We start from the raw sequence: 25,043 nt of genomic DNA on the forward strand, positions 1-25,043 counted from the left end.
GTGGAACAAAGCGCTGGGCGTCGGTCGTTTCGCGGATATGCACAAGCACCACAACGGTCTGAAGACCACGCTGCTGTTCAGCAGTATCTGGGTCGTCCTACTCGGCGTCGGCGCACTCGTATCCGGTGGGAAGTACATCTGGATCTTCGCGCTGATCGGGGTCGGCACCACGTTCTACGGCTACTGGAACAGCGACAAGATGGCGATCAAAGCCATGCAGGCCTACCCGGTGAGCGAGGCTCAGGCACCGGCGATGTACCGGATCGTGGGTGAGCTCTCGACGGCCGCGGGCAAGCCGATGCCCGCTCTCTACATCTCGCCCACCCAGGCACCGAACGCGTTCGCCACCGGTCGCAACCCCAGCCACGCGGCAGTGTGCTGCACCGAGGGCATTCTGTCGTTGCTGGACGAGCGTGAGCTGCGGGGAGTACTCGGCCACGAACTGATGCACGTCTACAACCGCGACATTCTGACGTCCTCCATCGCCGCCGCACTGGCCGGGATCATCACGTCGGTCGCGCAGATGATGATGTGGTTCGGCGCCTTCGGGGGAGGCGGCGGCAACGACGATGACCGCCCGAATCCGCTCGTCATGCTCGCGATGGCACTGCTGGCTCCGATCGCGGCCACCATGATCCAGTTGGCGATCAGCCGCACCCGCGAGTTCGACGCCGACGAGGACGGCTCGCGGCTGACCGGTGACCCGTTAGCGCTCGCCTCGGCGCTGCAGAAGCTGGAGGCAGGCATCGCTCGCTCCCCACTCGCGCCGGAACCCAAGGTCGTCAACGCCAGTCACATGATGATCGCCAACCCGTTCCGTAAGCAGGACGTGTCGCGCGCGATGTCGACTCATCCACCGACGGCAGAGCGCGTCAAGCGGCTGCAGGAGATGGCCTACGGCCCGACCGGCAGATAGTCGCGGGGCGAAAGTTGTGTGAACGGGTGCGCCCAAGAGAGCGCACCCGTTCACACAACTACGGCACCCGTGGGGCGACTACGCAGACTGGGCGTGGAATGGTGTCGGTATGGCGATCCTGCAACGTACCGAGGCCGAAGCCCGCGCAGCACTGATCGAGGTCACGTCGTATGACGTGGACCTGGATCTGGACCAGGGCGCGACCGAGTTCGGGTCGACCACCACGGTCCGGTTCATTGCGCGGCGGCCGGGGGAGTCCACCTTTCTGGACCTTAAGGCCAAGCATGTCGAGTCGATCACGCTGAACGGCAACGCCATCGACCCCGCCAGTGTCGATGATGAGCGAGTCACGCTTACCGATCTACGCGCCGATAACGAGGTCCGTGTCGTGGCGACGATGAAGTACAGCCGCGACGGCGAGGGGCTGCACCGTGCAGTCGACCCGGAAGACGGCAACGCCTACATCTACGGCATGTCGTTCATGGACGCCGCTCCGCGGGTCTACGCGTGCTTCGATCAGCCGGACCTGAAGGCGCCGTACGACGTGCGTGTCCGGGCCCCGCAGGACTGGGTCGTGGCCGGCAACGGCGACGCGACGCAGACGGCGCCGGGGCAGTGGACGCTGGGCACGACGCAGCCGATCGCGACCTACTTCTTCACCGTCTGCGGCGGCCCCTACGCGACCGTGACCGACGAGCACGACGGCATCGCGCTCGCGGTGCATGTGCGAGCGGCGCTCGCCAACGAGTTGCGCGAGCAGGCGCCCGATATCTTCGCGGTCACCAAGGCGTCCTTCGACTACTACCACCAGCTTTTCAGGGTGCGGTATCCATGGGGTGACTACCACCAGTTCTTCGTACCCGAGTTCAATGCCGGCGCGATGGAAAATCCCGGCTGCGTCACCTTCCGCGACGAGATGATCATGCGCGGCACCCTGGCTCCCCAGGCGCTGCAGTCGCGCGCCAACACGATCGCCCACGAGATGGCGCACATGTGGTTCGGCGACCTGGTCACGCTGGCCTGGTGGGACGACCTGTGGCTGAACGAGTCGTTCGCCGAATACATGGCCGGTCGCACCGTCGACGCCGCAACGATCTACGACGAGTCTCGGGTCGCCTTCAGTGCCGCGCGCAAAAGCTGGGGCTATGCCGCCGACCGCGCTCCCTCGACCCACCCCGTCGCCGGCTCGCCGGCTCCCGACGCGCTGTCGGCGCTGACGAATTTCGACGGCATCTCCTACGCCAAGGGCGCTTCGGCGCTGGGGCAGCTGGTGCTGTACGTCGGCGACGACGCCTTCATCGCGGGGGTCCGCGACTATCTGACCCGACACGCATTCGGTAACGCGACGCTGGCTGATTTCCTGGCGGCCATGGAGCGCTCGAGTGGGCGCGACCTCTCACAGTGGAGCCAGGAGTGGCTTCGTCGGTCCGGTGCGGACGAGCTGGCCGTGCAGGTCGTCGCAGACGGTGACCTGATCACCGGTGCGCAGCTGCGGCGTACCCCACCCGCGGACCACCCGGCCGACCGCACGCACGTGGTGGACGTTGCGGGGTACACCGATGGTGCCCAGATCTGGCGCGCTCAGGTCGAAGCAGATGCATCGATGACTGAGCTCGCCGACCTCACCGGCGAGCGGGTGCCGCAGATTCTGTTGCCGAACGCGTCCGATGAGACCTGGGCTCAGGTGGTGCTGGACCCCCGAACTCTGCAGGGGCTGCGGACCGGTCTGCGTACCCTGCCCGACGCTCGCACCCGTGCGGCGGCCTGGTCGGCGCTGCTGAACGGAATGCTGACGGGATCGGTCGATCCTCGGTTGGTGCGTGACACCGTGCTCGACTTCTGGCCCGTGGAGACCAGCTTCACGCTGCTCGCCTACGTCGGTGGTCAGGCTCGTTCCGCACTTCTCGGTGGTTACCTGCCGAGTGCTGAATCAGCCTCGGCTGCAGCAGTATTCGCCGAAGTCGGATTGTCGATGCTGGATGGCGACGATGTACCGCTGCCGGCAGGTATCGCGGCCGCAACGATGGTGGTGCACACCACGTCGGACCAGGAATTGTTGGCTGACTGGGCGGCCGGGCGACAGCTGCCCAGAGTGTTCGAGGGCGACCCCGACTTCCCGTGGTCAGCGGTGCGGCGTCTGGCCGGCCTGGGGGCGATGACCGCCGAGCAGATCGATGCTCAGCTCGGCAGCGACCGCTCGATGTCGGCAGCATTGGACGGGCTCGCGGCCAAGGCCTCGATCCCGACGATCGCTGCCAAGGAATGGGCCCTCGATCTGGTCTTCGGCGGGGGCGACCTTTCCAACTACGAGGCTGCTGCGCTGCTCGGCTCGGTATTCCGACCCTCCCAGATCGACCTGGTCCGGCCCTACGTGGCGCGGTATTTCGAGCAGGTCGGTTCTCTCGCCGATCACTTCGGCGGGATGCCCGCAGAGCAGCTCACCCGCGCTGGATTCCCGCACGGCGTGGTCGAACCGGCAACTCTGCAGGCCGCCCAGCGGGCGATCGGGTCGCCAGGTCTGTCCGCAGGTATCCGGCGTGCGCTGATCGATCAGACGGCTGCGTTGCAGGAACGGATCACCTCGCGGCAGAAGTACTTTCCCGAGATTTGGACATGCTGAACGGGGCACAGATGCCCCGTTCGGCATGTCCAAATCGCGAAACTGTGCGCTGGAGCATCCAGGTCGGGGTGATCGGCGCCAGTCCCTGGCTGGTCGAGCAGCCCGATGTGGCGCTGCCCACGGCTTCGGTCGGCAAATTGTTGCTGCTCGGAGCAGCGGCCGAGATGTTTGCGGACGGGACTCTCTCCCGGGATGAGCCCCTGCAGCGCAGCAGCGGGAGCTTCGTGCGTGATTCCGGCGTCTGGCACGCGCTCGATCAGGACTGCTTGAGTGCTGTCGACGTGTGTCGGCTGATCGGCCTGGTGAGTGACAACCTGGCCACGAACGTTCTGCTGGAACACATCGGGCAGCGTGAGGTGCAGGCGTACGCGGACCGGCTGGGCCTCGCACCGATGGCGTTGCTGGACCAGGTGCGTGGATTGCGAGATCCCCACGATCCGGACATCCCGCCGACGCTTTCCGTGGCGAGCGCCACGTCACTGATCCGATTCATGGAGCTACTTGCGGACGGCACGGTCTCGCCCGAAGTAGGGCGGTGGCTCTCGCTGAATACAGACCTGTCGATGGTCGCCGACGCTTTCGGCCTCGATCCCCTGGCGCACAACGCGATTGGCGGTGGCGAGCCGGGTGGGTACACATTGATCAACAAGACAGGCACCAATGGAGGCACCCGTGCCGACGTGGGTCTGGTGCATGCTGGTGGTGCGCCGACGGCGTACGCGGTGATCGCCTTCTGGGACGAATCAACTGATGGTGACCGACTGCCTCAGGTCATCACCCGGATGCGCGAGATAGGCGCCCAGATCCGCGAGCGGACAGTAAAACGCCACGAGCCAACTCGCCGAGCGGCGGGGTCCGCCGCCCAGCGGAGGGTCAATAACCCCTCCGCTGGAGCGTGGACCCCGCCGCTCGATGGGCGAAGTGGTCAGTCCTTCGGGCCACCAGCGACGTAGAGCACCTGACCGCTCACGAACCCGGCCTCTTCACTGCAGAAGAACGATGCCGCCGCTGCGATGTCTTCCGGCTTGCCACCACGGCCCACAGGGATACCGGCGGCTGCAGCCTTCTTGAAGTCCTCGAAGTCCATCCCGACCCGCTCCGCGGTTGCCTTCGTCATGTCGGTCTCGATGAACCCCGGGGCGATCGCGTTGGCGGTGACACCGAATTTGCCGAGCTCGATCGCGAGAGTCTTGGTGAAGCCCTGCATCCCGGCCTTCGCGGCGGCGTAGTTGACCTGGCCGCGGTTCCCGAGCGCCGAGGTGCTCGACAGGTTGACGATGCGGCCGTATTTCTCCTTGGTCATGTACGCCTGCACGGCGCGCGTCATCAGGAAGCTACCGCGCAGGTGCACGTTCATCACGGTGTCCCAGTCGTCGACGGTCATCTTGAAGATGAGGTTGTCGCGCAGCACGCCCGCGTTGTTGACCAGCACTGTCGGCGCACCGAGCTCGGCAGCGACCTTCTCGACAGCGGCCTGCACGTCGCTCTCATCGGCAACGTTGCATGCCACGCCGATCGCATGGCCGCCGGAGGCGGTGATTCGCTCTGCTACAGCGGTGCACGCGTCCTGGTCCAGGTCGAGGATGGCCACGGCCATCCCGTCGGCGGCCAGCCGTTCCGCGACGGCAGCCCCGATCCCTCGGGCCGATCCGGTGACGATTGCGGTGCGGGTGCTCTGTGCTGACATGTGCAACATCCTTCGATTGGGGCATCGGTATGACGTACCGCACAACACGCCCGGAAGATCTGGCGCGCCGGGTCGGCACGGGGACTTCGCCCACTACGTTCTCACGTCTCGCTGGCGGCGAGCTCGCGTACTCCGGTGGCGAAGTCTTCGCGGGGTGACCAGCCGAGCTCCCGCCGGATGGCGGATGAATCGGCGGTGATGTGTCGTACGTCGCCCAGCCGCCACTGGCCGGTCACCGTCGGAGCGGGGCCGGACAGTGCAGTGCTCAGCTCGTCGGCGAGGTCGCCAACTGTCCTGGGTGTGCCGGACCCGACGTTGTAGGCCCGGAAACCTTCCCGTGGCTGCTCGGTCGCGGCAATCACCGCGCTCGCGATATCGCGCACATGTACAAAATCTCGCCGCTGGCCGCCGTCCTCGAACACCCGTGGTGCCTGACCGCGACGCAGCGCAGCCGCGAACAATGACGCAACCCCTGCGTAGGGAGTATTGCGCGGCATACCTGGGCCGTAGACGTTGTGGAAACGCAGTGCGGTCGCCGAGGCCGCGGTCTCGCGCGCCCACGTCATCGCGTAGTGCTCCTGAGCGAGTTTGGAAACGGCGTAGGCGTTGCGGGGATCGGCGGGCGTCGCCTCGTCGACCAGCGCGGGGGTGAGCGAGCGGCCGCACAACATACAGTGCGGCTCGAAATCGCCCGATTGCAGGTCGGTGGCGGTGCGCGGCAGACCCTGGGTCAGGCCGTGCTCTGGGCACTCGCCGTGGCCCTCCCCGTAGACGACCATCGAGGCGGCCAGAACCAGGGAGTTCTGCCCGGCGGCGGCCATTCGCGCGAGCAGCACGGCGGTGCCCACGTCGTTGGACGAGGCGTAGTCCGGCAGGTCTGAGATGTTCACTCCAAGGCCTACTTTGGCGGCCAGGTGGATCACGGACTCGACGCCGTCGAGCGCCTCATCGCAGATGTCAGGGTCGCGTACGTCGCCCTGCAGCAGCTGTACGCCGCTCGGCGGCTCCCAGGTCGAGGTTGGATGCACGTCTTCACGCAAGTTGTCCAGCACGAGCACGTCGTGACCGCCCGAGAGTGCCGCGGTCAGTACGTGTTGACCGATGAACCCGGCGCCACCGGTCAGCAGGATGCGCAAGGGGACCTCAACTTGCCAGGGGAAGCACGATGGTGAAAGCGCATCCGTCGTCGGTGTTCTCGAAATGAATGGTGCCCTCGTGAGCGTCCACGATCTCACGGGTGATGGTCAGTCCGAGACCTCCGCCGGCGCCGAGTCCCGGATGCGGTGCGCGGTGCTGTTCGCCGCGGAAGCCGACGTCGAAGAGCCGCGGCACATCGGCGGCGGCCACCCCGCCGCATCCGTCGCTCACCCGCAGGCAGGCCCGCCCCGGCGCCTTGCTCGAGCTCAATTCGATCGTCACCGTCCCATGCTTGCCCGTGTGTTGGATCGCGTTGTGCACCAAGTTGGTCAGCGCCCTGTTGAGGCCGCTGGCGTCGCCCAGTACCTCGGTGCCGTCCGCGACTCCGGTGGTCGTGCCGAGGAGTCGGATCTGCTCGTCGTGCGCCACCGGTTCGAGGCTGCTGACGGTGTCCGAGACAAGGTCGGAGAGGCTGATCCGATCCTGACGGCGGACCCCCACCCCGACGTGTAGACGACTGAGTTGGAAGAGGTCATCGACCATCCCCGTGAGCCGGGTGACCTCGGTGCCGATCTGTGCGTGGTAGCGGGCCTCGTCGGTGACCACGCCGTCCTGCAACGCTTCGGCCATCGCCCGAAGACCCGCCAGCGGGGTCCTCAGATCGTGGGAGATCCAGGCGATCAGTTCACGCCGCGAGGACTCCAGTGCCTGCTCGCGCTCGCGGGCCAGGGTGAGGTTCTGCGCCAGGTCACGCATCGCGTGGTGTACCTCGCGCAGCTCCCGCGACATGGGTTCGGTGTTGCCGGTCGGTACGACACCGAGCTTGATGGCGGCGATATCGCTGTGCAGGAATGCGCTGTCGCGGCGAAAAGTGCGCGCGGTGACCAGAGCTGCGACGGCGGCAAGGACCCCGGCGATCGTCGCCGCCGCGATGGTCGCCTTTCCGTCACCGTCGCTGATCAGCATCGCCCGGGTATTTCCGATGACCGCGGCGATCGTGGCGAAGGTGGCGACCAGGGCGATAGAAACGTAACCACCGACCCAACCCTTGCTGCGGATCGGCCAACTGAGCAGCCAGGCGAGGCCGGCGCCGCCCGCGCCCCACAGCAGCGCCGTCGCCAGGATGCGCACGAGGTCGTTCACGAGTCTGCCTCCAGCCGGTATCCGACTCCCCAGACCGTCTGGATCAGCGTGGGGTTGCCGGGATCGGCTTCCACCTTGGCGCGAATCCGTCGCACATGCACGGTGACCGTCGAGAGATCGCCGTAGGACCAGCCCCATACGTCGCGCAGCAGCTGCTCACGGCTGAGTGCCTCTCCAGGATGCCGCGCCAAATGTGCCAGCACGTCGAACTCCCGGGCTGCCAGGGAGATCTCCAGCGGTTCGCCACCGTGTGGATCGGTCCGGGTGACGCGGCGTGCACGGACATCGATGGTGAGCGGACCGACTCGGATCGGGGCGTGCGTGGGTGCCGGCCGGGTGCGGCGTAGCAGCGCCTCGACGCGGAGCATGAGCTCACGCGGAGAGAACGGTTTGGTGACGTAGTCGTCGGCGCCCAAAGTCAGCCCTGAGATGCGGTCCTCCTCCTGCGCAAGTGCGGTCAGGATGACGACCGGCAACTCCGGTCGGTCGGCGCGGATCTGAGCGCACAACTGCCATCCGTCGACTCCCGGAAGCATGACGTCCAGAATGGCCAGATCGAATTCGTCGGTCGGGTCGCGCAGCACTGCTGCTGCGGTGTCGCCCCGACACAGGTGGCGTACTTCGTGATGAGACCGCCGCAGATATTCGATGACGACCTCGGACATCGTCGGGTCGTCTTCGACGAACAACACCCGGGCCACACCAGGCAGCTTATTGTGCCCCGCAGGTCTCGGCTCGCAGTCGGACCGATCATGACCCATCCGAAGTTGTGGTGGGCTCAACCTACGCGAGCGCCTGCGCCTGCGCCTGCGAGCGACATTGTTCCTGACTTCGTAATGGCGTTGGGTGCCCACATTCAGCCGCCGATGGGGCAGGCTTGGCCACGATGATCGATATTGTCCTGCCCTGCCTCAACGAAGCTACGGCGCTGCCTCTGGTCCTGTGCGCCTTGCCCGAAGGTACCCGGGCGCTGGTCGTCGACAACGGAAGTACCGACGACAGCCCAGCCATCGCGCAATCCCTTGGCGCGTCGGTCGTTACCGCTCAGCAGCGCGGGTACGGCGCGGCATGTCACGCGGGCCTGCTGGCTGCGACGGCCGACTACGTCGCGTTCATCGACTGCGATGCCTCCTTCGACCTGTCCGTGGTGCCGCAGCTGGCTGCACCCGTCATCTCCGGTGCAGCAGATCTGTGTGTGGGTCGCCGTCGCCCCGTGGCCAGGGGTGCTTGGCCACCGCATGCCCGCGTGGCCAACGGAGTGCTCGCGTGGCGGTTGCGACAGCTGGGCCTGCCCGTGCATGACGTGGGCGCGGTGCGGGTAGGCCGCCGGGAGGCGCTGCTGGGCCTCGGCCAGACCGATCGGCGCAGCGGATATCCACTGGAGACGATGGTGCTGGCGGCGAAGGCCGGCTGGCGGGTCGTTGAGACGGACGTCGACTACCACCCTCGTGAAGGTCGCTCCAAGGTGACCGGCACGGTGCGCGGCACCATTCAGGCGATGCAGGACATGACCAGGGTGTTGGCCCGATGAGCAGCCTGAGCAGCGTGGTGGTCATTGCCAAGGAGCCGGTAGCCGGACGGGTCAAAACCCGCCTGACTGTGGCGATCTCACCCCAGCAGGCAGCCGACGTCGCGGTCGCGAGTCTGCGCGACACGCTGACGGCGATGCGTCAGGTGCCCGCCGAGCGTTACCTGCTGGCACTCGACGGGTCTGCAGGGGACTGGGTGCCGCGCGACTGGAGCGTGGTCGCGCAACCGGCCGGTGGCCTGGACCACCGACTCGCCACGGTCCTCGGTGAACTGCCGGCTGGGCCCTGCCTGCTCGTCGGCATGGACACCCCGCAGGTCACCCCCTCAGAGTGCGTGTTCGATACGAATTCTTACGATGCCTGTCTCGGGATGGCGACCGATGGTGGCTACTGGGCCATTGGTTTCGTCGATCCTGCTCTCGCCCCCGAGGTGATCGAAGGAGTGCCCATGTCCACCGACCACACCGGCTCCGACCAGCTCCAGCGGATGCTCGCCGCCGGCCTGCGCGTGCAACACCTTGCGTCGCTGTTGGACGTGGACACCCCGCAGGATGCCGACGCTGTGGCGCAGTTGGCACCGCACACGTCGTTTGCGGGCGCCTGGTCTTCAGCCGTCGGAGCCCGGTTATGAGAGTCGGTGCGCTCGCGGCGTACGAGCAGGCCCTGCGTGACCGCGGACCGTTGGGTCTACGCACCAGCTCCGGGCAACGCGTCGAGCTCGACATGGCCAGGTATCTGGCCGATGCGGACGCCGCGGACCGTACGGTGCTCGAACGCTGCGTCGGTCCCGTCCTGGATGTCGGATGCGGGCCAGGTCGGATCGTCGGCGCGCTGACGGAGTCGGGAGTCTCCGCGCTCGGCGTCGACATCGCCGATGCCGCCGTCGAGTTCACTCTGCAGCGCGGGGCTCTTGCGCTGGCCCGCGACATCTTCTCCCGGCTTCCGGGCGAGGGGCGCTGGCGAACGGTGCTGGTCATGGATGGCAACTGCGGCATCGGCGGTGACGTGCCCGCACTGCTACGGCGTCTGGTCGAACTCACCTCCGACGACGGCATCATGATCATCGAGGCGGCGACCACGGTGCCCGGCACCGATGATGTACTGACGGCCAGTTTCAGCACCGACGGTGAGGATGGTCCGACGTTCCCGTGGGCTATCGCGTCCGCAGATGTTCTGCAGCGCTACGCCGAGCAGGCCGGTCTGGCCCTGGTGCAACGGTGGAGTCACTCCGAGCGGGATTTCCTGATGCTGAGGAGCGAAGCCGCGTACCAGGTGCCGGTGACCACGACGACGACCCCGACGATGATCGCGTAATTGGCGATGTAGTTCTGCTCGAGCAGCGCCAATCCGGGGCTGGAGGCGGTGCCTTGTTTCCAGATCACGAAGAAGGCCATCGAACCAGTCAGTCCGATCACGACCAGTGCACCTTGCACGAATCCGCGAATGCGCGCGGGTAAGGCCTTGACCAGGAGCCACCCGATCAGGAGCAGCACATTGGCGATGACGATGTCGTGCAGCAGAACCCCACCGATCAGCCATTCGGCGAAGTTGATCGTCTTGATGTAGGGCCGCTCGTCCCACAGCAGCCGGAATCCAAAGGCTGCAGCGAGGATGCCGACCCCGCCGATAACGAAGCGGACAGCGCGATCAGGCATTCTTGACCTCCACTTTGCTGACCCACTTTGTTTGCAATTCGCCCTTCCGGTCCGGCGCGATGAGGCGGATCGGATACCCGTGGTCCATCGACAGTCGCTCACCATGCAGGTGGGTGGCCAACAGGGCTGCCTTGAGCTGTCCCGCTGTGATGGTCGAGTGGTTGAAGCCACTCTTCTCCAGGGACGTGATCGTCACGAGGCTCTCGGAGTTTCCGCCGACCATCGTCACGATGTCCATCAGCGACGGGCCCGACCAGGTTGCTCCACGACTCCATCCCTCGACGCAGGCGATCGACAGGTCACGGGTCTGGCGCGGCAGTGCCTCCAGCTGCGCGGTGCTGAAGGTCTTGGTGCTCGTGCCGCTGACGGTGAGTTTGTAGTCGTCGGCCACGGCTGTCTTGCGGACGCCGGCTTGAGCCGCAGTTCGTTGAATCGGCAGATCCTGTTGGGGTGCCTGGTCGGGACGACGCGGGGCCAGGAGCGCTATTTTGGCCAACGGGCCGACTGACTGCCCGATGGTCGTCACTCCGACGAGCCCGACTCCGATTCCGATTCCGGTCACGGCGCCACGCCGTGTCAGGCCGTGCTCGTCGATCATCGGCCCGGTCAGTTTGGTACTCAGACCTCGACGGATGATGGGCAGCTTGACGGCGATGTGCAGCAGTAGTGCGCCGATGACGATCCAGGACAGCGCGTAGTGCACGGTCACGAACGGCCACTTGAACGGGTAGTACTGGATGACGTTGAGCACTCCGGAGACCAGTTGGACCAATGTTGCGGCAATGAGCACGAAAACGCTGAGTCGCTCCAGCACATGAACGATGGACCGGGCCGGCGGCCACTGCACGAGCTTGTGCTGCACCGACCACAACTTCGCCAGAATCAGTGGGATCGTCATGAATCCGGTGATCATGTGCACGCCCTGGGTGAAGCGATACCCACCCGCGGGCGTTGCGGGCGGAGGGAGCCAACCCAACGCGTGGGACTGATAGTGACTGATCAACCCGGTCACGAAGCAGATTCCGAAAGCGATCCCGGCGGCCGCGCCGAGTCGTGCAGTGATCGACTCGTGGTGCAGCCTGCCCCGGTCCGCGCTCGGCCACCCCGGCGGCGGGTTCGCAGGCAGGCGCAGTTTCAACGAAGGCATGGGCTCATCATCCCCGGCCGGTTCGTGACGTGACACTTTCTGGCCCATTACGAAACACGGAACTACCCGACCTGACTAAGCGCTTGCTTAGCATCGCAAATCTGCGGCATGCTCGTCACCATGCCGACTCCCGCGCCCGGATCCAGCCGGCCCGATGCGCGGGTGCGTTTGTTGGAAGCGGCTCGTGCAGCCTTTGCGGAGAAGGGTTTTCACGGCACCACCACACGGGATATCGCCGCAGCGGCGGGGATGAGTCCCGCAGCGATCTACGTGCATCACCGCACCAAGGAGTCCCTGCTGCACGAGTTGTCCCTGGACGGGCACCGCGCCGCGGTCGAGGCTGTGCAGTTGGCCACCCGGGGCGTGGCCGACCCGGCCGAGGCGTTACGTGCCTGGGTGACGGCGTTCGTCACCGGGCAGGCCCTCGGTCACACCACGGCGCGCATCGTCAACTACGAGCTGGAGGCCTTGACCCCGCAGCACCGGTGCGATGTCGATCAGCTGCGCTCGCAGATCCAGGACTGCCTCATCAAAATTCTCGAACGAGGTTGTCAAGCTAGGGTTTTCGTTGTGGAAGACACCCATATGGCAGCAAACGCGATCGCCGGGATGGGTGTCGACGTCTCGCGGTGGTTCCGCGACGACGCAGGCACGTCACCCACTCAACTGGCACGCGAGTTCGGCGATCTCGCGGTGCGGATGGTGCGCGCATGATGCCGTTCACCGGCCGCACCTTCCGCGCCGTGCTCTTCGACAACGACGGCACTCTCGTGAACTCGATGCCCTCGGCAATGCGCGCCTGGGCGGCCTGGGCGGCTGAGTACGAGGTGCCGCTGAGCGCCCTGGAAGGCATCGCTGGAATGCCGGCAGCGGCCATCATCACCAAGGTTGCGCCGCACCTGGAACCCGTTGCAGCGCTGGCTCGGATCACCGCGCTCGAACTCGCCGACACCGATGGTGTGGTGCCGTTGCCCGGCGCCGTTGAGGCGGTACTGGCGACGCGGGACTGCTGCGCGATCGTCACCTCCGCGACGGCCGACCTCGCCGCGGCCCGGCTCCGCGCGGCCGGCATACCGTCACCTACCCGACTGGTGACCGCCGACGACATCACCCGGGGCAAGCCGGACCCGCAGCCGTTCCTGGTCGCGGCGCAGCAGCTGGGGGTGGACCCCGCGCAGTGTCTGGTCGTCGAGGACGCACCGAGCGGTCTGGCCGCCGGACGGGCAGCGGGATGCGCAACCATCGGCCTCACGACCGAGCTGTCCGCCGATCAGCTGGACGCCGACCTGGTCGTCGGGACGCTCGCTGACGTTGTCTTCGAGCGCACCCCGACCGGAATCCGGGTCCGCCGCATCGACGCTGCCCGATCCTCATAACCAAGGCCCCGTTGGCGACTACCGGTAGTTGGTGAACTGCAGCGCGACGTCCAGGTCGGCCGTCTTCAGCAGCTGCTGAACTTCCTGCAAATCGTCGCGTGACTTGGACGACACCCTGAGTTCATCGCCCTCGATGCGCGACTTGATCGACTTCGGGCCTTCGTCGCGGATCAGCTTGTTGATCTTCTTGGCGTCTTCCTGACTGATGCCGTCCTTTACCGTGAGGGACAACCGGTATTCCTTGCCGGACAGCTTCGGCTCCCCGTCGTCGCTCTGCTCGAACGCCTTCAGCGACACGCCGCGACGTACCAGTTTGGTCTGCAGCACATCGAGCACCGCCAGCACCCGTTCGGCGGAATTGGCCTTCAACAAGATCGTCTCGCCACTCCACTCGCAGGAAGCGCCGACGTTGCGGAAGTCGTAGCGGGTGCCGATCTCCTTCGCAGCCTGGTTCATTGCATTGGCGACCTCCTGCTTGTCGGTCTTGCTGACGACGTCGAACGAAGAGTCGGCCACGGGTGCTCCTAGGGGTGGGAAAAGGTTCGGGTACGGCGGCTTTCGAGTATGCCGGATCGGGCGTAGGTGCGCGGTCGGGCCGGGGCGGCGGCACTGTCAATGTGGGCTCGATTGGAGGCAGGGCCCGCCGATTGCTACCCTTGCGCACGCACTCCTGCCAGGTTGCCCGAGCGGCCAATGGGAGCGGACTGTAAATCCGCCGCGTAAGCTTCGAAGGTTCGAATCCTTCACCTGGCACCAGCAGTGTGAGCACGACACAGAAGGCGCGTCCAGCGGGCGCGCTTTCTGCGTTCTGCCCGAACCTCCTGCCCCGCCTCACCCCACCGCAATGAGCGCAATGCCGACCACGACGATGGCGGCGCCCAGCAGACGGCGCACCGGTCGCGGCTCCTTGAAGAGCCACCACGCGAGCAGTGACCCCACCACGATGCTCGATTCGCGCACTGGTGCCACGAGCGCGACCGACGTGGTCTTCATCGCCTGCAGTACCAGCACGTAGGCGAACGGCGAGAGCAGCGCGATGACCGCGACTTCCCGCCAGTAGGCCCGCACCACCGGCGCCACCCGGTCGCGCCGACGCCAGGCAACCGGGCTCATCGTCACGGCCTGCCAGAAAGCACTGATCGAGTAATACGACACAGCGCCCAGACCCAACGCGGTGACCGAGTGGTCATCGAAGAGGGTGTAAGTCGCGATCACCGCTCCGGTCAACGCGCCCCACCTCAGCCCCGCAACCCGTCGTCCGCGTGAGATCGCCGCGGTGTGCTCTGCACTGTCGGCGGTGGCCCGGGTGCTGGCGGTAGCGACCACGGCGACCCCGCCGATCACGACGAGGCCGCCGAGTACGGCTGCCCATCCTGGTCGCTGTGACAGCGCGGCGATCGCCACGATCATCGTCAGCAGTGGCCCGGTGCCGCGGGCTACGGGGTAGACCACGCCCAGATCGGCCCGGTCGTATCCCGTCTGCAAGCTGACTCCGTATGCGAAGTGCACCAGCCCCGAGATCACCGGCGCCCACAGCAGCGACCAGCTCAGTGGGTCAGGGGAGCGGGCAAGCAGGATGACGCCGATGGGCAGCCACAGCAGCGCCGAGGCGGTCGCGTAACACCACACGAACACGGTGCCGTCGGACGTGACGCGCTTGGCGGCAATATTCCAGGTGGCGTGGCAGACGGCCGCGATCAGCACGAGGGCTAATGCTGATCCGGACACCTGGCTATCCCATCACCAACGGACCGGCCAACTCGCCGGTCCGGAGTCGGGTTGCAGCGCGAGTGTCGGGATTCCGCCGCAGACTCGCCGGTCGAGTGGCGGGAAACTGTAGTGGGTGAACTGGAATGTCGGTCGGGTGACCTTCGTTCCATAGCTGTGAATGATGGCGTGCCCTTGCTGCGGATGGGCGACGCGGCCGGGCGCCGGTTGCTGGCCACCGCAATTCTCGGGTCCGGCATGGCGTTCCTGGATGGGACGATCGCGAACGTCGCGCTGCCGAAGATCGGCCGCGAGCTGCACACCGAGCTTGCCGGTCTGCAGTGGGTCGTGAACGGCTACACGCTGACGCTCGCTTCCCTGATTCTTGTCGGCGGATCCTTCGGTGACCGCTTCGGCCGGAAAAAGGTCTTCGGGGTCGGTGTCGCGGCTTTCATGCTCACCTCTGCCCTTGCCGCGATCAGTCCCACGATCGGGGTGTTGGTGGGCGCGCGAATGTTGCAGGGTGTTGCTGCCGCCCTGCTGACCCCCGGGTCGCTGGCCATGCTGCAGGCCTCCTTCGTGAAGGAGGATCGGATGCGAGCCATCGGCGCATGGACCGGCATGCTCGGGATAGCGACGGCGGGCGGTCCGATCCTCGGTGGCTGGCTGGTCGGTATCGACTGGCGCCTCGCCTTCTGGATCAACGTGCCGCTCGGCGTTGTCGTGCTGTGGTTGTTGAGGTCGGCCCCGGAGTCCAAGGATGCGCACGCCAGCACCGACCTCGATGTGCCTGCTCTCGTGCTGGCGCCGGTGGCGCTGGCCGGCCTGACCTGGAGCCTGACTGCCTGGCCCGATCGCGGTGCCGAGGTGAGTACCGTCGGACCACTGGTCATCGCGGTGATCGCGGCCGTTGCCTTCGTGGTGATCGAGCGGCGTTCACAGCATCCGATGGTGGCGCCTGAGTTGTTCGCGAATCGGGTGTTCACCGTCATCAACCTGGTAACGCTCGCGGTCTACGCGGCGTTGTCCGGCAGCTTCTTCTTCCTTGCCGTCTATCTGCAGATCAGCGCCGGTTGGAGCCCTCTGGAGGCCGGAGCTGCAACGGTGCCGATCTCGGGCATCATGCTGGTGCTCGCATCCCGGTTCGGCGCCGTGGCGACACGGTACGGCGCCCGCGCGCCGATGCTCGCCGGTACCGCGCTGCTCACGACCGGGTTGGCGTGGCTGGCGATGGCGCCGGACCACCCCGCGTACCTGACCCAGGTGCTCCCCGGCATCGTGACGATGGGGCTGGGCCTGTCGATGGTGGTGGCCCCGCTGACCGGCACCGTGCTCGCGGCTGCTCCCGACCACGAGGCGGGGCTGGCCAGCGGCATCAACAACGCCGTCTCGCGGACAGCGGGCCTGATCGCCATCGCCGCGCTGCCACTGGCCGTGGGTCTGAGCGGCAGGCAGTACCGCATCGGGCATGAGGTAGCGAGCGCCTACCGGTCCTCGATGTGGATCTGCGCGGGGCTGGTCGCAATCGGCTTCCTACTGACCCTCGCGGTCGGTGGGCTCAGCGCCGCTGAGGACCCCGAGTAGTGATCTGGTCACGCTCTGCGTCTGGTCGAGCAGGTCGTCCAACGCTTCGCGTAGGTCATCCGCCCGCACTCGGGAATGGCGTCCGTCAGCGAGCGCGGTCAGCACTGCACGACGGATCAGCTCCTTGAGGAAGGAGGCGGTCACCCCCTCGGTCCGCCCCACGGCGGCATCGATATCGCCGCCCGTCAGATCGTCGAGCACGTCGGCTCCGTACAGCCGCAGCAGCGCCGTCCGGGCGGCCACATCCGGGCGCCCCACCTCGACCGCGACATCGACCCTGCCGGGACGTTGGACGAGCGCTCGTTCCAGCACTTCGGCCCGGTTGGTGGTCAGCACGAACAACAGATCCGCGTCGGGTGCCGAACCGTCCATTGCGTCCAGCAGCTCGAACAGCACCGGGTTGACGTCGCCGTAGGAACGGTCCTCTGCGACGAGGTCCACGTCCTCCAGAACCACGATGCCGGGCGCAAGCTCCCGTGCGAGGGAGGCGATCTGTCCGACCGCGCGCAGCGATTCACCTTGCAGCAGCACCCGGGTGGCATCGGTGCGGGCGCCGACCAGGTAGCGGACGGTATGGGTCTTGCCGGTGCCGGGTGGTCCGTAGAGCAGCAGACCGCGCTTGAGGTGCTGTCCGGAGGCGGTCAGCTGGACCGCGTGCTGGGAGACCCCGAGCGCGTGCCGTTCGATGCGGGCGATCACCGGCTCAGGCAGGATCACGTCGTTGCGTTCGACAGGCTCGAGCGTCGCGAAGGTGAGCGCCACCGCTCCCATCGCGTTCATCGACGCGGTCACGACCTGGCCGCGGTAGACGTTCAGTCGGTTCCGCAGCCGTTCGATCTCGGCAAACACGGCCTGCGCATCGGGCACGGGTAGCCCGGCCACCTCGATGGAGACGCTCGGTTCCTGATGCTCCTGCGGTCCGCTGATCAGGACTGCGAACGCACCCGCCGGCCCGTGCACCAGGAGCAGCGCACAGTTCCAGCACGCGAGCGTCCGCCCCGGTCCGGCCGGCAGGTCGGTGATGTCCGGCGTCGACATGCGAACCGGCGGGAGGTGCTCCCCGTCCAGGAGCTGACCCAACGAGATTTCGGAGAAATGCGGCGGGACGGACAACCCCTGTACGCGTACATCGCGGGACTCTTCATCGATCCAGTGGTCCAGCGCCCGCTGCACGTTGACCTGTTCGAAGGCACTCCACTGTCGTCGCACGGCGGGCTGGTCGACACGCTCGCCGAGATGCTCACGAAGCATCGAGGTCACCGGTTGTTGCGCCGATCCGCCGAACGTGTGGGCCCACTGGATGAACTCGCTGAAGCGCCGCCCGAAGTCTCGGATTTCATCGCCCTGCTCTTCGTCGGTCCCGCTCATGCCGACCCCTCTCGTCAGGTGCAGCGTAGGGGCAGATACCGACAGTCTCTGGCCGCTGAGCGCGGCCTGCTCAGGACTGCCCACTCAGCGTTGCGCGATCGGCGCCGTGATCAGATCATCGGGAATTCCGAGGGCGTCCACCAGATCGGTGACGTGCCCACGTAGCTCGCGGCACAGCTCGTTGACCGTCGCGGTAACCAGCCGCGACCGGGTGGTGTTCAGCCGGCCGTGCTCGATGAACCAGGCCTTGTCGGCCTCGATCGAACTCAGCGCGTACAAGCTGAGCGTGGTTCCGAGCAGGTCCTTGGCCGGACCGTCGGCCAGCTGTGCGTGTGCGGCCTGCGACTCCTCCAGGACGATCGCGTCGATGTGTGTGCGCGCCGCGAAGAGCACGTGGTCCTGAGCGTTGTTGAACAGCTCGAAGCCGTTCTCCTTGTTCGCTTTACGTAGCCGCATGCCCAGCGTCGACAGGGCGTGGTCGGCGCGCTGCTCGAACATGGACAGCTGCCAACCGTGGTCGTCCATGGCGCTCTCGCTGTCGCGTCCTTTCGCGAGATCAACCAGGCGCTGGATGCCGATCCGTCCAGTCGTGCGCTCCAACACGCCGCTGGCGATCTGCTTGCTCACCTTGGCCACAAGTTCCGGGCCGCCCAGGCCACCCCAGACCTCGGCGTACTCGGTCAGCAGGCCTTTGGCGACCAGCTGCATCAGGACGGTGTTGTCACCCTCGAACGTCGCGAAGACATCGACGTCGGCGCGCATCTGACCGAGCTGGTTGTCTGCGAGGTAGCCAGCGCCGCCGCAAGCCTCGCGACAGGTCTGGATCGTGTCCACGGCATGCCAGGTGGTGACTGCCTTCAGCCCCGCGACGCGTGCTTCCAGCTCGCGTCCGGCGTCCTCGTCGCGCTCCTGCCCGTCCACCGGCGCAGTGCCGTGCAGCTCCTGCAGCATCTCCGTCACGGCGTTCTGGGCAAAGCTCAACGCATACGACTTGGCCAGGCGGGGCAGCAGTTTGCGCTGGTGCGCGAGGTAGTCCAGCACGATGGTCTCCTGCTCGGCGCCGGGTGCCTCGAACTGGCGACGGACCTGGCCGTACCGGATGGCAATGGCGAGGGCCTTCTTGGCGGCTGCCCCGGAGCCGCCGCCGACGCAGATCCGACCTCGCACGAGCGTGCCGAGCATGGTGAAGAACCGACGGTTGGGGTTCTCGATGTCGGAGACATAGTGCCCGGCGTCGTCGATATCGCCGAACGCGTTGAGCAGGTTTGCCTTGGGCACCCGCACACCGTGGAAGGCGAGGGTCCCGTTGTCGACGCCGGGCAACCCGGCCTTGTCGCCGTTGTCGCCGATGACGACACCGGGCATCGGCCCTCCGTCCACATCGCGGATCGGCACCATCATGGCGTGCACGCCGTGTTCTGTGCGGCCATTTTTCTCGGTGCTCAGCTGCGCGAAGACGACGGCCATCCGGCCATCGCGCGCAGCGTTGCCGATGTAGGTCTTCACGGACGATTCGGTAGGGGAGTCCAGCACGATCTCACCGGTGGCGTGGTCGTAGCGGGCGAGCGTTTCCAGGTGTTGCACGTTGCTGCCGTGCCCGACCTCCGTCATCGCAAAGCAACCGAGCAGCTTCGCAGTCATGATGTCTTCGAGGTATGCCTCGAAGTGCCGGTGGGTGCCCAGACGCGTCACCGCTCCGCCGAACAGCCCGAACTGCACGCCCGTCTTGACCAGTAGCGACAGATCCCCGAAGGCCTGCATCTCGAACAGCACGCAGGAGGCGCCGTAGTCGTAGATGCCGCCGTATTCGACGGGGAAGCCGATCCTGCCATAGCCCTGGTCGGCCACGCGGAGCAACTGCGCGAGCACACGCTCGCGCTGCTGCTCCACCGGCTGACCGGGTTCGCCGAGCAGGTCCTCGGGCTGCAGCTCTGCGCGAGCCTTCTCGCGCAGTTCGAACCACGCGCCGTCCAGGGCGCGACGGATCTGCTGCGCCACCGGGGAAACTCCGGGGGCAGGTGCGACTGCCGAAGGGCTGGCCAACGCCGTGGTCGTGTCCTGTGCGACATCCGTCGCCTGCGGTGGCTCGGATTCGGATTGCGGTGGCGAAGTGGTGCTCATTGCGACTCTCCCTCGTGGTGGTGCAGTAGTCCGTTCAGCCCGATCGCTGCGAATTCGGCCAGTTGCGCGACGATCACGCTTCGTGGTGCCCGATCGGGGTCGGTCATCCACCGGTCTGCCGACTCGCGGACGAGTCCGACCAGTCCGTGCGCCAGGATCGGCGCGAAGGTTTCGTCCCGGCCGGTCTCGCGCAGGTCTACGGCGAGTAACTCGGTGAGTCGATGGGCGATGGTGGCCGACAGACCGATGACCGGGTCGGCGTCGCGCGGCACATCCACCTGGGGTGGGCGGGTCACGAAGCGGTACACCTCCGGGTCGTGTTCCACGAGCGCGAGGTAGCTGTCGATGGCGGCAACCACCACGGCCTGTGGGTTGTTGGTCCGCACCCGGTGGGTGGCTCCTGATGTCTGCAGCGCGGCGCCGAAGTTGGCGAGGATCAGCCGGTCCACCGACGCGCATACTGCGAGATACATACCGAGGCGGTCCCCGAGATGGCGGTAGATGACCGTTTTGCTGGTTCCCGCGACGGCCGCGATCTCGTCCATCCCGACCTGCGCGCCGTGTTGCCGAATGGCTCGGATCGCGTCCTCGGTCAACTGCGCCCTGCGCTCCTCGCGGTGCGCTCGCCAGCGGGCGTCACGGCCATCGACGCGGTGGCTCCCAACGGGGTGGCTCTCAACAGGATGGCTCTCGACGGTGATATCCGTCGAATGTTCAGTGGCCGTCATTCCGGCAGAGTATCCGACACTCGGTGTATCTGCTACTTTGAGTATCAGTTATTTTCCCGATATCCGGGACCCCACCCCCAGGAGACGAATCGATGAGTCCACGCGATGTTTTCGTGCTCGGCGGCAACCGCATCCCCTTCGCCCGATCGGGTAGCAAATACCTGAAGGCTTCCAATCAGGACATGTTGACTGCTGCGATCGACGGCCTGGTCGCGCGCTACCACCTGCAGGGTGAGCGGCTGGGTGAAGTAGCAGCCGGGGCCGTCATCAAGCACTCGCGTGACTTCAATCTGACGCGGGAGTGCGTGCTCGGTTCGCACCTGTCGCCGACCACCCCGGCTTATGACCTGCAGCAAGCCTGCGGAACCGGTCTTGAAGCCACGGTGCTCGTCGCCAACAAGATCGCGCTCGGCCAGATCGAGTCGGGGATTGCGGGCGGTTCTGACACGACGTCGGATGCGCCGCTCGCCGTCAACGACAACCTGCGTAGGACGCTGATGAAGGTCAACTACGCGAAGACTCCCCAGCAGCGGGTGTCGGCCCTGCTCAAGATCCGCCCTTCGCAACTTTTACCGGAGCAGCCCCGCAACGGCGAGCCGCGCACCGGCCTCTCCATGGGTGACCACATGGCGATCACGACCCAGGCGTGGCACATCACCCGTGAGGCGCAGGACGAACTCACGGTGGCCAGTCATCAGCACCTGGCGGCGGCATACGACCGCGGATTCTTCGACGACCTGGTGACGCCTTACCTCGGTGTGACTCGCGATCAGAACCTGCGCCCGGACAGTTCGGTGCAGAAGTTGTCCACTCTGAAACCGGTCTTCGGTCGGGGCGAGGGCGCCACGATGACAGCAGGCAACTCCACGCCACTCTCCGACGGCGCATCGACGGTGCTCCTCGGATCGGGGGACTGGGCGAAGGAGCGCAACCTGACTCCGCTGGCCCGGTTCGTCGATGCCGAGACGGCGGCGGTCGATTACGTCTTCGGTGACGAAGGCCTGCTGATGGCGCCGCCGTATGCCATCGCCCGATTGCTCGCGCGTAACAATCTTTCACTTCAGGACTTCGACTTCTACGAAATCCATGAAGCGTTCGCATCGACCGTGTTGTGTCATCTTGCTGCTATGGCGGACCCGGCATTCTGTAAGGACCGGTTGGGTCTGGACGAGCCGCTCGGCGCGATCGACCGCAGCAAGCTCAACGTCGTGGGCTCCTCGCTCGCGGTCGGCCACCCGTTCGCGGCTACCGGGGCCCGCATTGTGGCGACGCTTGCGAAGCTGTTGCACGAGAGGGGTTCCGGGCGTGGGCTGATCTCGATTTGCGCAGCGGGCGGTCTCGGCATCGTCGCAATCCTGGAGGCAGCGGAATGACCGACACCCTGACGAATCTGGTCAATCAAGGCATCGGCAAGAAGATCGCGGTCCAGCTCGGGCTGCCACGTCCGACGATCCTGCGCCGATACGAGCCGGGCCAGCCGCTGGTCGAGGGCAGCATCGCGGTGGGCGGTATCCCGGTCGACGGCGCGGCACCGAACATCGCTGCTTTGCAGAGCATCCTGACCGAAGCGAAGGCTGTCCACGTCCGGGCGACAGCCGACACGACCTACGACGGAAAGCTCGCCGGGGTCGTCTTCGACGCCTCTGATGCACGCACATTGGACCAGTTGGAGCAGTTACGCGCCGTACTCGGTCCGGCGTTGAAGGCGCTGGGCAAGAACGGCCGGTTGGTGATGCTCGGTACCCCGCCGGCCGAGTTGAATGACAGCGAAGCGGCTGCCACCCAGCAGGCGTTGGACGGCATCACCCGCTCGCTCGGTAAAGAGATGCGCGCCGGAGGCACCGCAAATCTGCTGTGGGTGGCGCAGGATGCGCATGGGGACCAGGCCGTGCTCGACGCGCCGGTGCGGTTCCTGCTGTCCAGCCGCTCGGCCTACGTGTCCGGTCAACCGATCCGGGTGCTCGCAGCACCAGCGGGAGCGTCGGTCGATCCGCATGCGCCACTCACCGGTCAGGTGGCGGTCATCACGGGTGCTGCTCGCGGTATCGGCGCTCAGATCGCCCGTGTCTTTGCCCGGGCAGGTGCCGACGTGATCGCTGTGGACGTTCCCGCCGCGGGCGACGCACTCGCCACGATCGCCAACGAGATCGGTGGCACGGCACTGCAGCTGGACGTCACGGCGGTCGACGCCGGTCAGCGCATCGCAGCAGCCGTCAGTCGCCGCGGTGGCACGCTCGACGTGATGGTCCACAACGCCGGAATTACCCGGGACAAGCTTTTCGTCAACACCGACGCCGCCCGCTGGGGCAGCGTGCTGGACGTTAATCTCCGCAGCCAGTTCCGGATGAACAAAGTGTTGCTGGACCCGGCGACAGAGGGTGGTCTGCGCGATGGCGGCCGCATCGTCAGTGTCGCGTCCATCAGTGGCATCGGCGGGAACCGTGGTCAGTCCAACTATGCAGCCTCCAAGGCCGGTGTGATCGGGATGGTGCGGCAGCTGTCGCAGGAGCTTGCGCCCCGGAACATCACCGTCAATGCGGTGGCGCCGGGCTTCATCGAGACCGAGATGACGGCCAGGATCCCTGTGGCGACCCGTGAGGTCGGGCGCCGGTTGAATTCGTTGCTGCAGGGTGGTCAGCCGGTCGACGTGGCCGAGGCAATTGCGTTCTTCGCCGAACCCGGCGCCTGTGGCGTGACCGGGCAGGTGCTGCGGGTGTGCGGCCAGAGTCAGTTGGGGGCCTGAGTGTGTCGAGGGTCATCGAGGTGTCGAGAGCGCCGTCGCTCGGGCCGCTCTTCGTCAAAGCGGTCCTGCGCGCGCCGTTGCGCAAGGGCGGGCAGCTGCCCGATCTGCTCGTACGTCAACGCGACGCGGTCGCGGATCGGGAGCAACTCGCGGAGTATGCCCACGTATGTGGTTTCGATCTGGGAGACGTACTTCCCGCGGCGTTCATCCACCTGCTGGTCTTCCCGCTGCAGACCCGAATCATGGCGGATGCGGCATTTCCCTTCCCGCTGGTGGGCAGCGTGCACCTGAGTAACTCCATCACGTCTCACCGACCGGTATACGCCGATGACATCATGCAGATCGAGGTGCGGGCCGCGAATCTGCGTCCGCACTTCCGTGGCGCGCAGGCCGACCTCCTGGCCGAGGTGCGCATCCGCGGCGAGCTCGTCTGGCAGGAGCGCAGCATCTACCTCTTCCGCGGCGCCGACGCGCCCGGTGCGGTGCCCCAGAAGCCGGCCGAGCCCGCACCGCCGATCGGGCCGGGTGCGATCTGGCGGGTGCCCACAGACATCGGACGGCGGTACGCCGCGGTGTCCGGCGACGTGAATCCGATCCATCTGCATCCGCTTGGTGCGAAGGCGCTCGGATTCCCGACAACCATCGCGCACGGCATGTGGAGCGTTTCCAAGGTGTTGGGCGCGTTGGCGAACAGGGTTCCGACGGCTTTCATCTACGACGTTGAGTTCAAGAAGCCGATCCTGCTGCCTGCAACGATCAGATTCGTTGCGGAAGAGCACGACTCGGTGTGGGATCTGGCCCTGATCAACGCCAGGGAGGGTGGCGTGCATCTGGTCGGATCGATCCGGCCCGCGGTTCCTGCCGCGATTTCATGATCGGCGAGGCTCTGAGGTAGCCTCTTCGCTGCGCTCCCGGGACGTCAGACCCATGCGCGCAGGCCCCCATAGCTCAGTCGGTAGAGCGTCTCCATGGTAAGGAGAAGGTCAACGGTTCGATTCCGTTTGGGGGCCCGGTACGGCGTACGTCGGGAAGAAATATCCCGGCACCGCTGTTCTCCCTGGCGGGGTAGCTCAGCTGGTTAGAGCGCACGACTCATAATCGTGAGGTCGCGGGATCGAGCCCCGCTCCCGCTACGACAAATGTCCAAGCACCACCCGAGAGCAGGTAGCCCAGTGGCTAGCAAGAGCGGCGACATTCGCCCGAAGATCACGTTGGCATGCACCGACTGCAAAGAGCGCAACTACATCACGAAGAAGAACAAGCGCAACAACCCTGACCGGTTGGAAATGGCGAAGTTCTGCCCGCGTTGCAGCAAGCACACATCGCACCGCGAGACCCGCTGACCTCAGCAGGGAGCACGCGAGCACGACATTCTTGACGACCGGTCGTCGAGGGCAACCACTGGCTGTCCGCGACGGCCGGTTTTCTTGCGTCCCGGCGGCGAGCAGCTGAACCACGTGGGTCGAGTAACCCGCCGCTGTGCCATTTTCATCAAAGTACAGAACAGTGAGTGCAATGCCTGTGGCGATCGTCAGTAGCGCGGCGGGCCTCGGTGATCGGGTGCGATGGACCATCACCACAG

24 protein-coding genes and 3 tRNA genes are annotated in these 25,043 nt (G+C 66.2%); 16 read left to right on the forward strand and 11 right to left on the reverse strand.

Annotated features, from left to right (window positions below):
- The first annotated feature begins 37 nt into the window (after nt 1-37).
- The 3 genes from htpX (at nt 38) to V3G39_05225 (ending at nt 4,489) form a co-directional block, all read left to right on the forward strand.
- Entirely contained in the window at nt 38-916 is an 879-nt protein-coding gene (htpX, locus tag V3G39_05215; protein ID XAS77443.1) for a zinc metalloprotease HtpX, read from the forward strand.
- Between the two features lie 109 nt (nt 917-1,025).
- Nucleotides 1,026-3,536 carry an aminopeptidase N gene (gene pepN, locus V3G39_05220; GenBank protein ID XAS77444.1) on the forward strand — a complete coding sequence of 837 codons (2,511 nt, stop codon included), beginning with the start codon at nt 1,026-1,028 and terminating at the stop codon, nt 3,534-3,536.
- Between the two features lie 44 nt (nt 3,537-3,580).
- Nucleotides 3,581-4,489, forward strand: coding sequence for a serine hydrolase (locus tag V3G39_05225; protein XAS77445.1), 909 nt, complete (start codon nt 3,581-3,583; stop codon nt 4,487-4,489).
- Here the strand turns inward: V3G39_05225 and fabG are convergent.
- From fabG to V3G39_05245, 4 genes are all read right to left on the reverse strand, one after another.
- Nucleotides 4,462-5,223, reverse strand: coding sequence for a 3-oxoacyl-ACP reductase FabG (gene fabG / locus V3G39_05230; GenBank protein ID XAS77446.1), 762 nt, complete (start codon nt 5,221-5,223; stop codon nt 4,462-4,464). The two genes, V3G39_05225 and fabG, sit on opposite strands and share 28 nt — an antisense overlap.
- A gap of 101 nt (nt 5,224-5,324) precedes the next feature.
- A complete protein-coding gene (locus V3G39_05235) occupies nt 5,325-6,359 on the reverse strand; it encodes an NAD-dependent epimerase/dehydratase family protein (protein ID XAS77447.1) in 1,035 nt (344 codons plus the stop codon).
- Between the two features lie 7 nt (nt 6,360-6,366).
- Complete coding sequence (locus tag V3G39_05240; protein XAS77448.1) at nt 6,367-7,503, reverse strand: HAMP domain-containing sensor histidine kinase; 1,137 nt, start codon at nt 7,501-7,503, stop codon at nt 6,367-6,369.
- Nucleotides 7,500-8,204, reverse strand: a complete 705-nt coding sequence (locus V3G39_05245; GenBank protein ID XAS77449.1) for a response regulator transcription factor — start codon at nt 8,202-8,204, stop codon at nt 7,500-7,502. Before V3G39_05245 ends, V3G39_05240 begins: the two co-directional genes overlap by 4 nt.
- A 185-nt stretch (nt 8,205-8,389) precedes the next feature.
- Here V3G39_05245 and V3G39_05250 point away from each other — a divergent pair, with 185 nt between their 5' ends.
- Genes V3G39_05250 through V3G39_05260 form a run of 3 tightly spaced genes read left to right on the forward strand, consistent with a single transcriptional unit; the run spans nt 8,390 to nt 10,346 of the window.
- Nucleotides 8,390-9,034 (forward strand): glycosyltransferase family 2 protein, encoded by a 645-nt coding sequence (locus V3G39_05250; protein XAS77450.1) that lies wholly within the window; start codon nt 8,390-8,392, stop codon nt 9,032-9,034.
- Nucleotides 9,031-9,663: a DUF2064 domain-containing protein gene (locus tag V3G39_05255; GenBank protein XAS77451.1), complete on the forward strand. Its 633-nt coding sequence runs from the start codon at nt 9,031-9,033 to the stop codon at nt 9,661-9,663. The genes V3G39_05250 and V3G39_05255 overlap by 4 nt, the downstream gene beginning before the upstream one ends.
- Nucleotides 9,660-10,346, forward strand: a complete 687-nt coding sequence (locus V3G39_05260) for a methyltransferase domain-containing protein (protein XAS77452.1) — start codon at nt 9,660-9,662, stop codon at nt 10,344-10,346. The genes V3G39_05255 and V3G39_05260 overlap by 4 nt, the downstream gene beginning before the upstream one ends.
- Here the strand turns inward: V3G39_05260 and V3G39_05265 are convergent.
- A complete protein-coding gene (locus V3G39_05265) occupies nt 10,256-10,687 on the reverse strand; it encodes a hypothetical protein (protein ID XAS77453.1) in 432 nt (143 codons plus the stop codon). The genes V3G39_05260 and V3G39_05265 overlap by 91 nt on opposite strands.
- Nucleotides 10,680-11,834: a molybdopterin-dependent oxidoreductase gene (locus tag V3G39_05270; GenBank protein XAS77454.1), complete on the reverse strand. Its 1,155-nt coding sequence runs from the start codon at nt 11,832-11,834 to the stop codon at nt 10,680-10,682. The genes V3G39_05265 and V3G39_05270 overlap by 8 nt, the downstream gene beginning before the upstream one ends.
- 120 nt (nt 11,835-11,954) lie before the next feature.
- On the opposite strand from V3G39_05270, the gene V3G39_05275 reads away from it, so the two are divergent.
- Both V3G39_05275 and V3G39_05280 read left to right on the forward strand, forming a co-directional pair.
- Nucleotides 11,955-12,548 carry a TetR/AcrR family transcriptional regulator gene (locus V3G39_05275; protein XAS77455.1) on the forward strand — a complete coding sequence of 198 codons (594 nt, stop codon included), beginning with the start codon at nt 11,955-11,957 and terminating at the stop codon, nt 12,546-12,548.
- Nucleotides 12,545-13,210: an HAD-IA family hydrolase gene (locus tag V3G39_05280; protein ID XAS77456.1), complete on the forward strand. Its 666-nt coding sequence runs from the start codon at nt 12,545-12,547 to the stop codon at nt 13,208-13,210. The genes V3G39_05275 and V3G39_05280 overlap by 4 nt, the downstream gene beginning before the upstream one ends.
- A gap of 18 nt (nt 13,211-13,228) precedes the next feature.
- Here the strand turns inward: V3G39_05280 and V3G39_05285 are convergent, their stop codons facing one another.
- The gene (locus tag V3G39_05285) at nt 13,229-13,726 is read right to left on the reverse strand and encodes a YajQ family cyclic di-GMP-binding protein (protein ID XAS77457.1); all 498 of its coding nucleotides are present in this window, start codon (nt 13,724-13,726) and stop codon (nt 13,229-13,231) included.
- 156 nt (nt 13,727-13,882) lie between these two features.
- On the opposite strand from V3G39_05285, the gene V3G39_05290 reads away from it, so the two are divergent.
- Nucleotides 13,883-13,966, forward strand: a tRNA-Tyr gene (locus tag V3G39_05290).
- Between the two features lie 75 nt (nt 13,967-14,041).
- Here the strand turns inward: V3G39_05290 and V3G39_05295 are convergent.
- Nucleotides 14,042-14,938 (reverse strand): DMT family transporter, encoded by an 897-nt coding sequence (locus tag V3G39_05295; protein XAS77458.1) that lies wholly within the window; start codon nt 14,936-14,938, stop codon nt 14,042-14,044.
- Nucleotides 14,939-15,106: 168 nt separating this feature from the next.
- Here V3G39_05295 and V3G39_05300 point away from each other — a divergent pair, with 168 nt between their 5' ends.
- A complete protein-coding gene (locus tag V3G39_05300; protein ID XAS77459.1) occupies nt 15,107-16,501 on the forward strand; it encodes an MFS transporter in 1,395 nt (464 codons plus the stop codon).
- On the opposite strand, the gene V3G39_05305 is transcribed toward V3G39_05300, so the two are convergent.
- The 3 genes from V3G39_05305 to V3G39_05315 all read right to left on the reverse strand — a co-directional run bounded on the left by V3G39_05305 (nt 16,451) and on the right by V3G39_05315 (nt 20,718).
- Nucleotides 16,451-17,869, reverse strand: a complete 1,419-nt coding sequence (locus V3G39_05305) for an ATP-binding protein (GenBank protein XAS77460.1) — start codon at nt 17,867-17,869, stop codon at nt 16,451-16,453. The two genes, V3G39_05300 and V3G39_05305, sit on opposite strands and share 51 nt — an antisense overlap.
- A gap of 84 nt (nt 17,870-17,953) precedes the next feature.
- On the reverse strand, nt 17,954-19,990 hold the full coding sequence (locus V3G39_05310; GenBank protein ID XAS77461.1) for an acyl-CoA dehydrogenase: 2,037 nt from the start codon (nt 19,988-19,990) through the stop codon (nt 17,954-17,956).
- The gene (locus V3G39_05315; GenBank protein XAS77462.1) at nt 19,987-20,718 is read right to left on the reverse strand and encodes a TetR family transcriptional regulator; all 732 of its coding nucleotides are present in this window, start codon (nt 20,716-20,718) and stop codon (nt 19,987-19,989) included. The genes V3G39_05310 and V3G39_05315 overlap by 4 nt, the downstream gene beginning before the upstream one ends.
- Before the next feature lie 92 nt (nt 20,719-20,810).
- Between V3G39_05315 and V3G39_05320 the strand changes: the two genes are divergently transcribed.
- From V3G39_05320 to rpmG, 6 genes are all read left to right on the forward strand, one after another.
- Complete coding sequence (locus V3G39_05320; protein ID XAS77463.1) at nt 20,811-22,091, forward strand: acetyl-CoA C-acetyltransferase; 1,281 nt, start codon at nt 20,811-20,813, stop codon at nt 22,089-22,091.
- Complete coding sequence (locus V3G39_05325) at nt 22,088-23,461, forward strand: 3-oxoacyl-ACP reductase (GenBank protein ID XAS77464.1); 1,374 nt, start codon at nt 22,088-22,090, stop codon at nt 23,459-23,461. Before V3G39_05320 ends, V3G39_05325 begins: the two co-directional genes overlap by 4 nt.
- A gap of 20 nt (nt 23,462-23,481) precedes the next feature.
- Nucleotides 23,482-24,336, forward strand: a complete 855-nt coding sequence (locus V3G39_05330) for a MaoC/PaaZ C-terminal domain-containing protein (protein ID XAS77465.1) — start codon at nt 23,482-23,484, stop codon at nt 24,334-24,336.
- A gap of 62 nt (nt 24,337-24,398) precedes the next feature.
- Nucleotides 24,399-24,471, forward strand: a tRNA-Thr gene (locus V3G39_05335).
- 49 nt (nt 24,472-24,520) lie between these two features.
- Nucleotides 24,521-24,594 (forward strand) — tRNA-Met (locus V3G39_05340).
- 6 nt (nt 24,595-24,600) lie between these two features.
- On the forward strand, nt 24,601-24,804 hold the full coding sequence (gene rpmG / locus V3G39_05345; GenBank protein XAS77466.1) for a 50S ribosomal protein L33: 204 nt from the start codon (nt 24,601-24,603) through the stop codon (nt 24,802-24,804).
- Nucleotides 24,805-25,043 lie beyond the last annotated feature (239 nt).

This window comes from Dermatophilaceae bacterium Sec6.4, assembly GCA_039636865.1.
GTDB lineage: Bacteria > Actinomycetota > Actinomycetes > Actinomycetales > Dermatophilaceae > Allobranchiibius.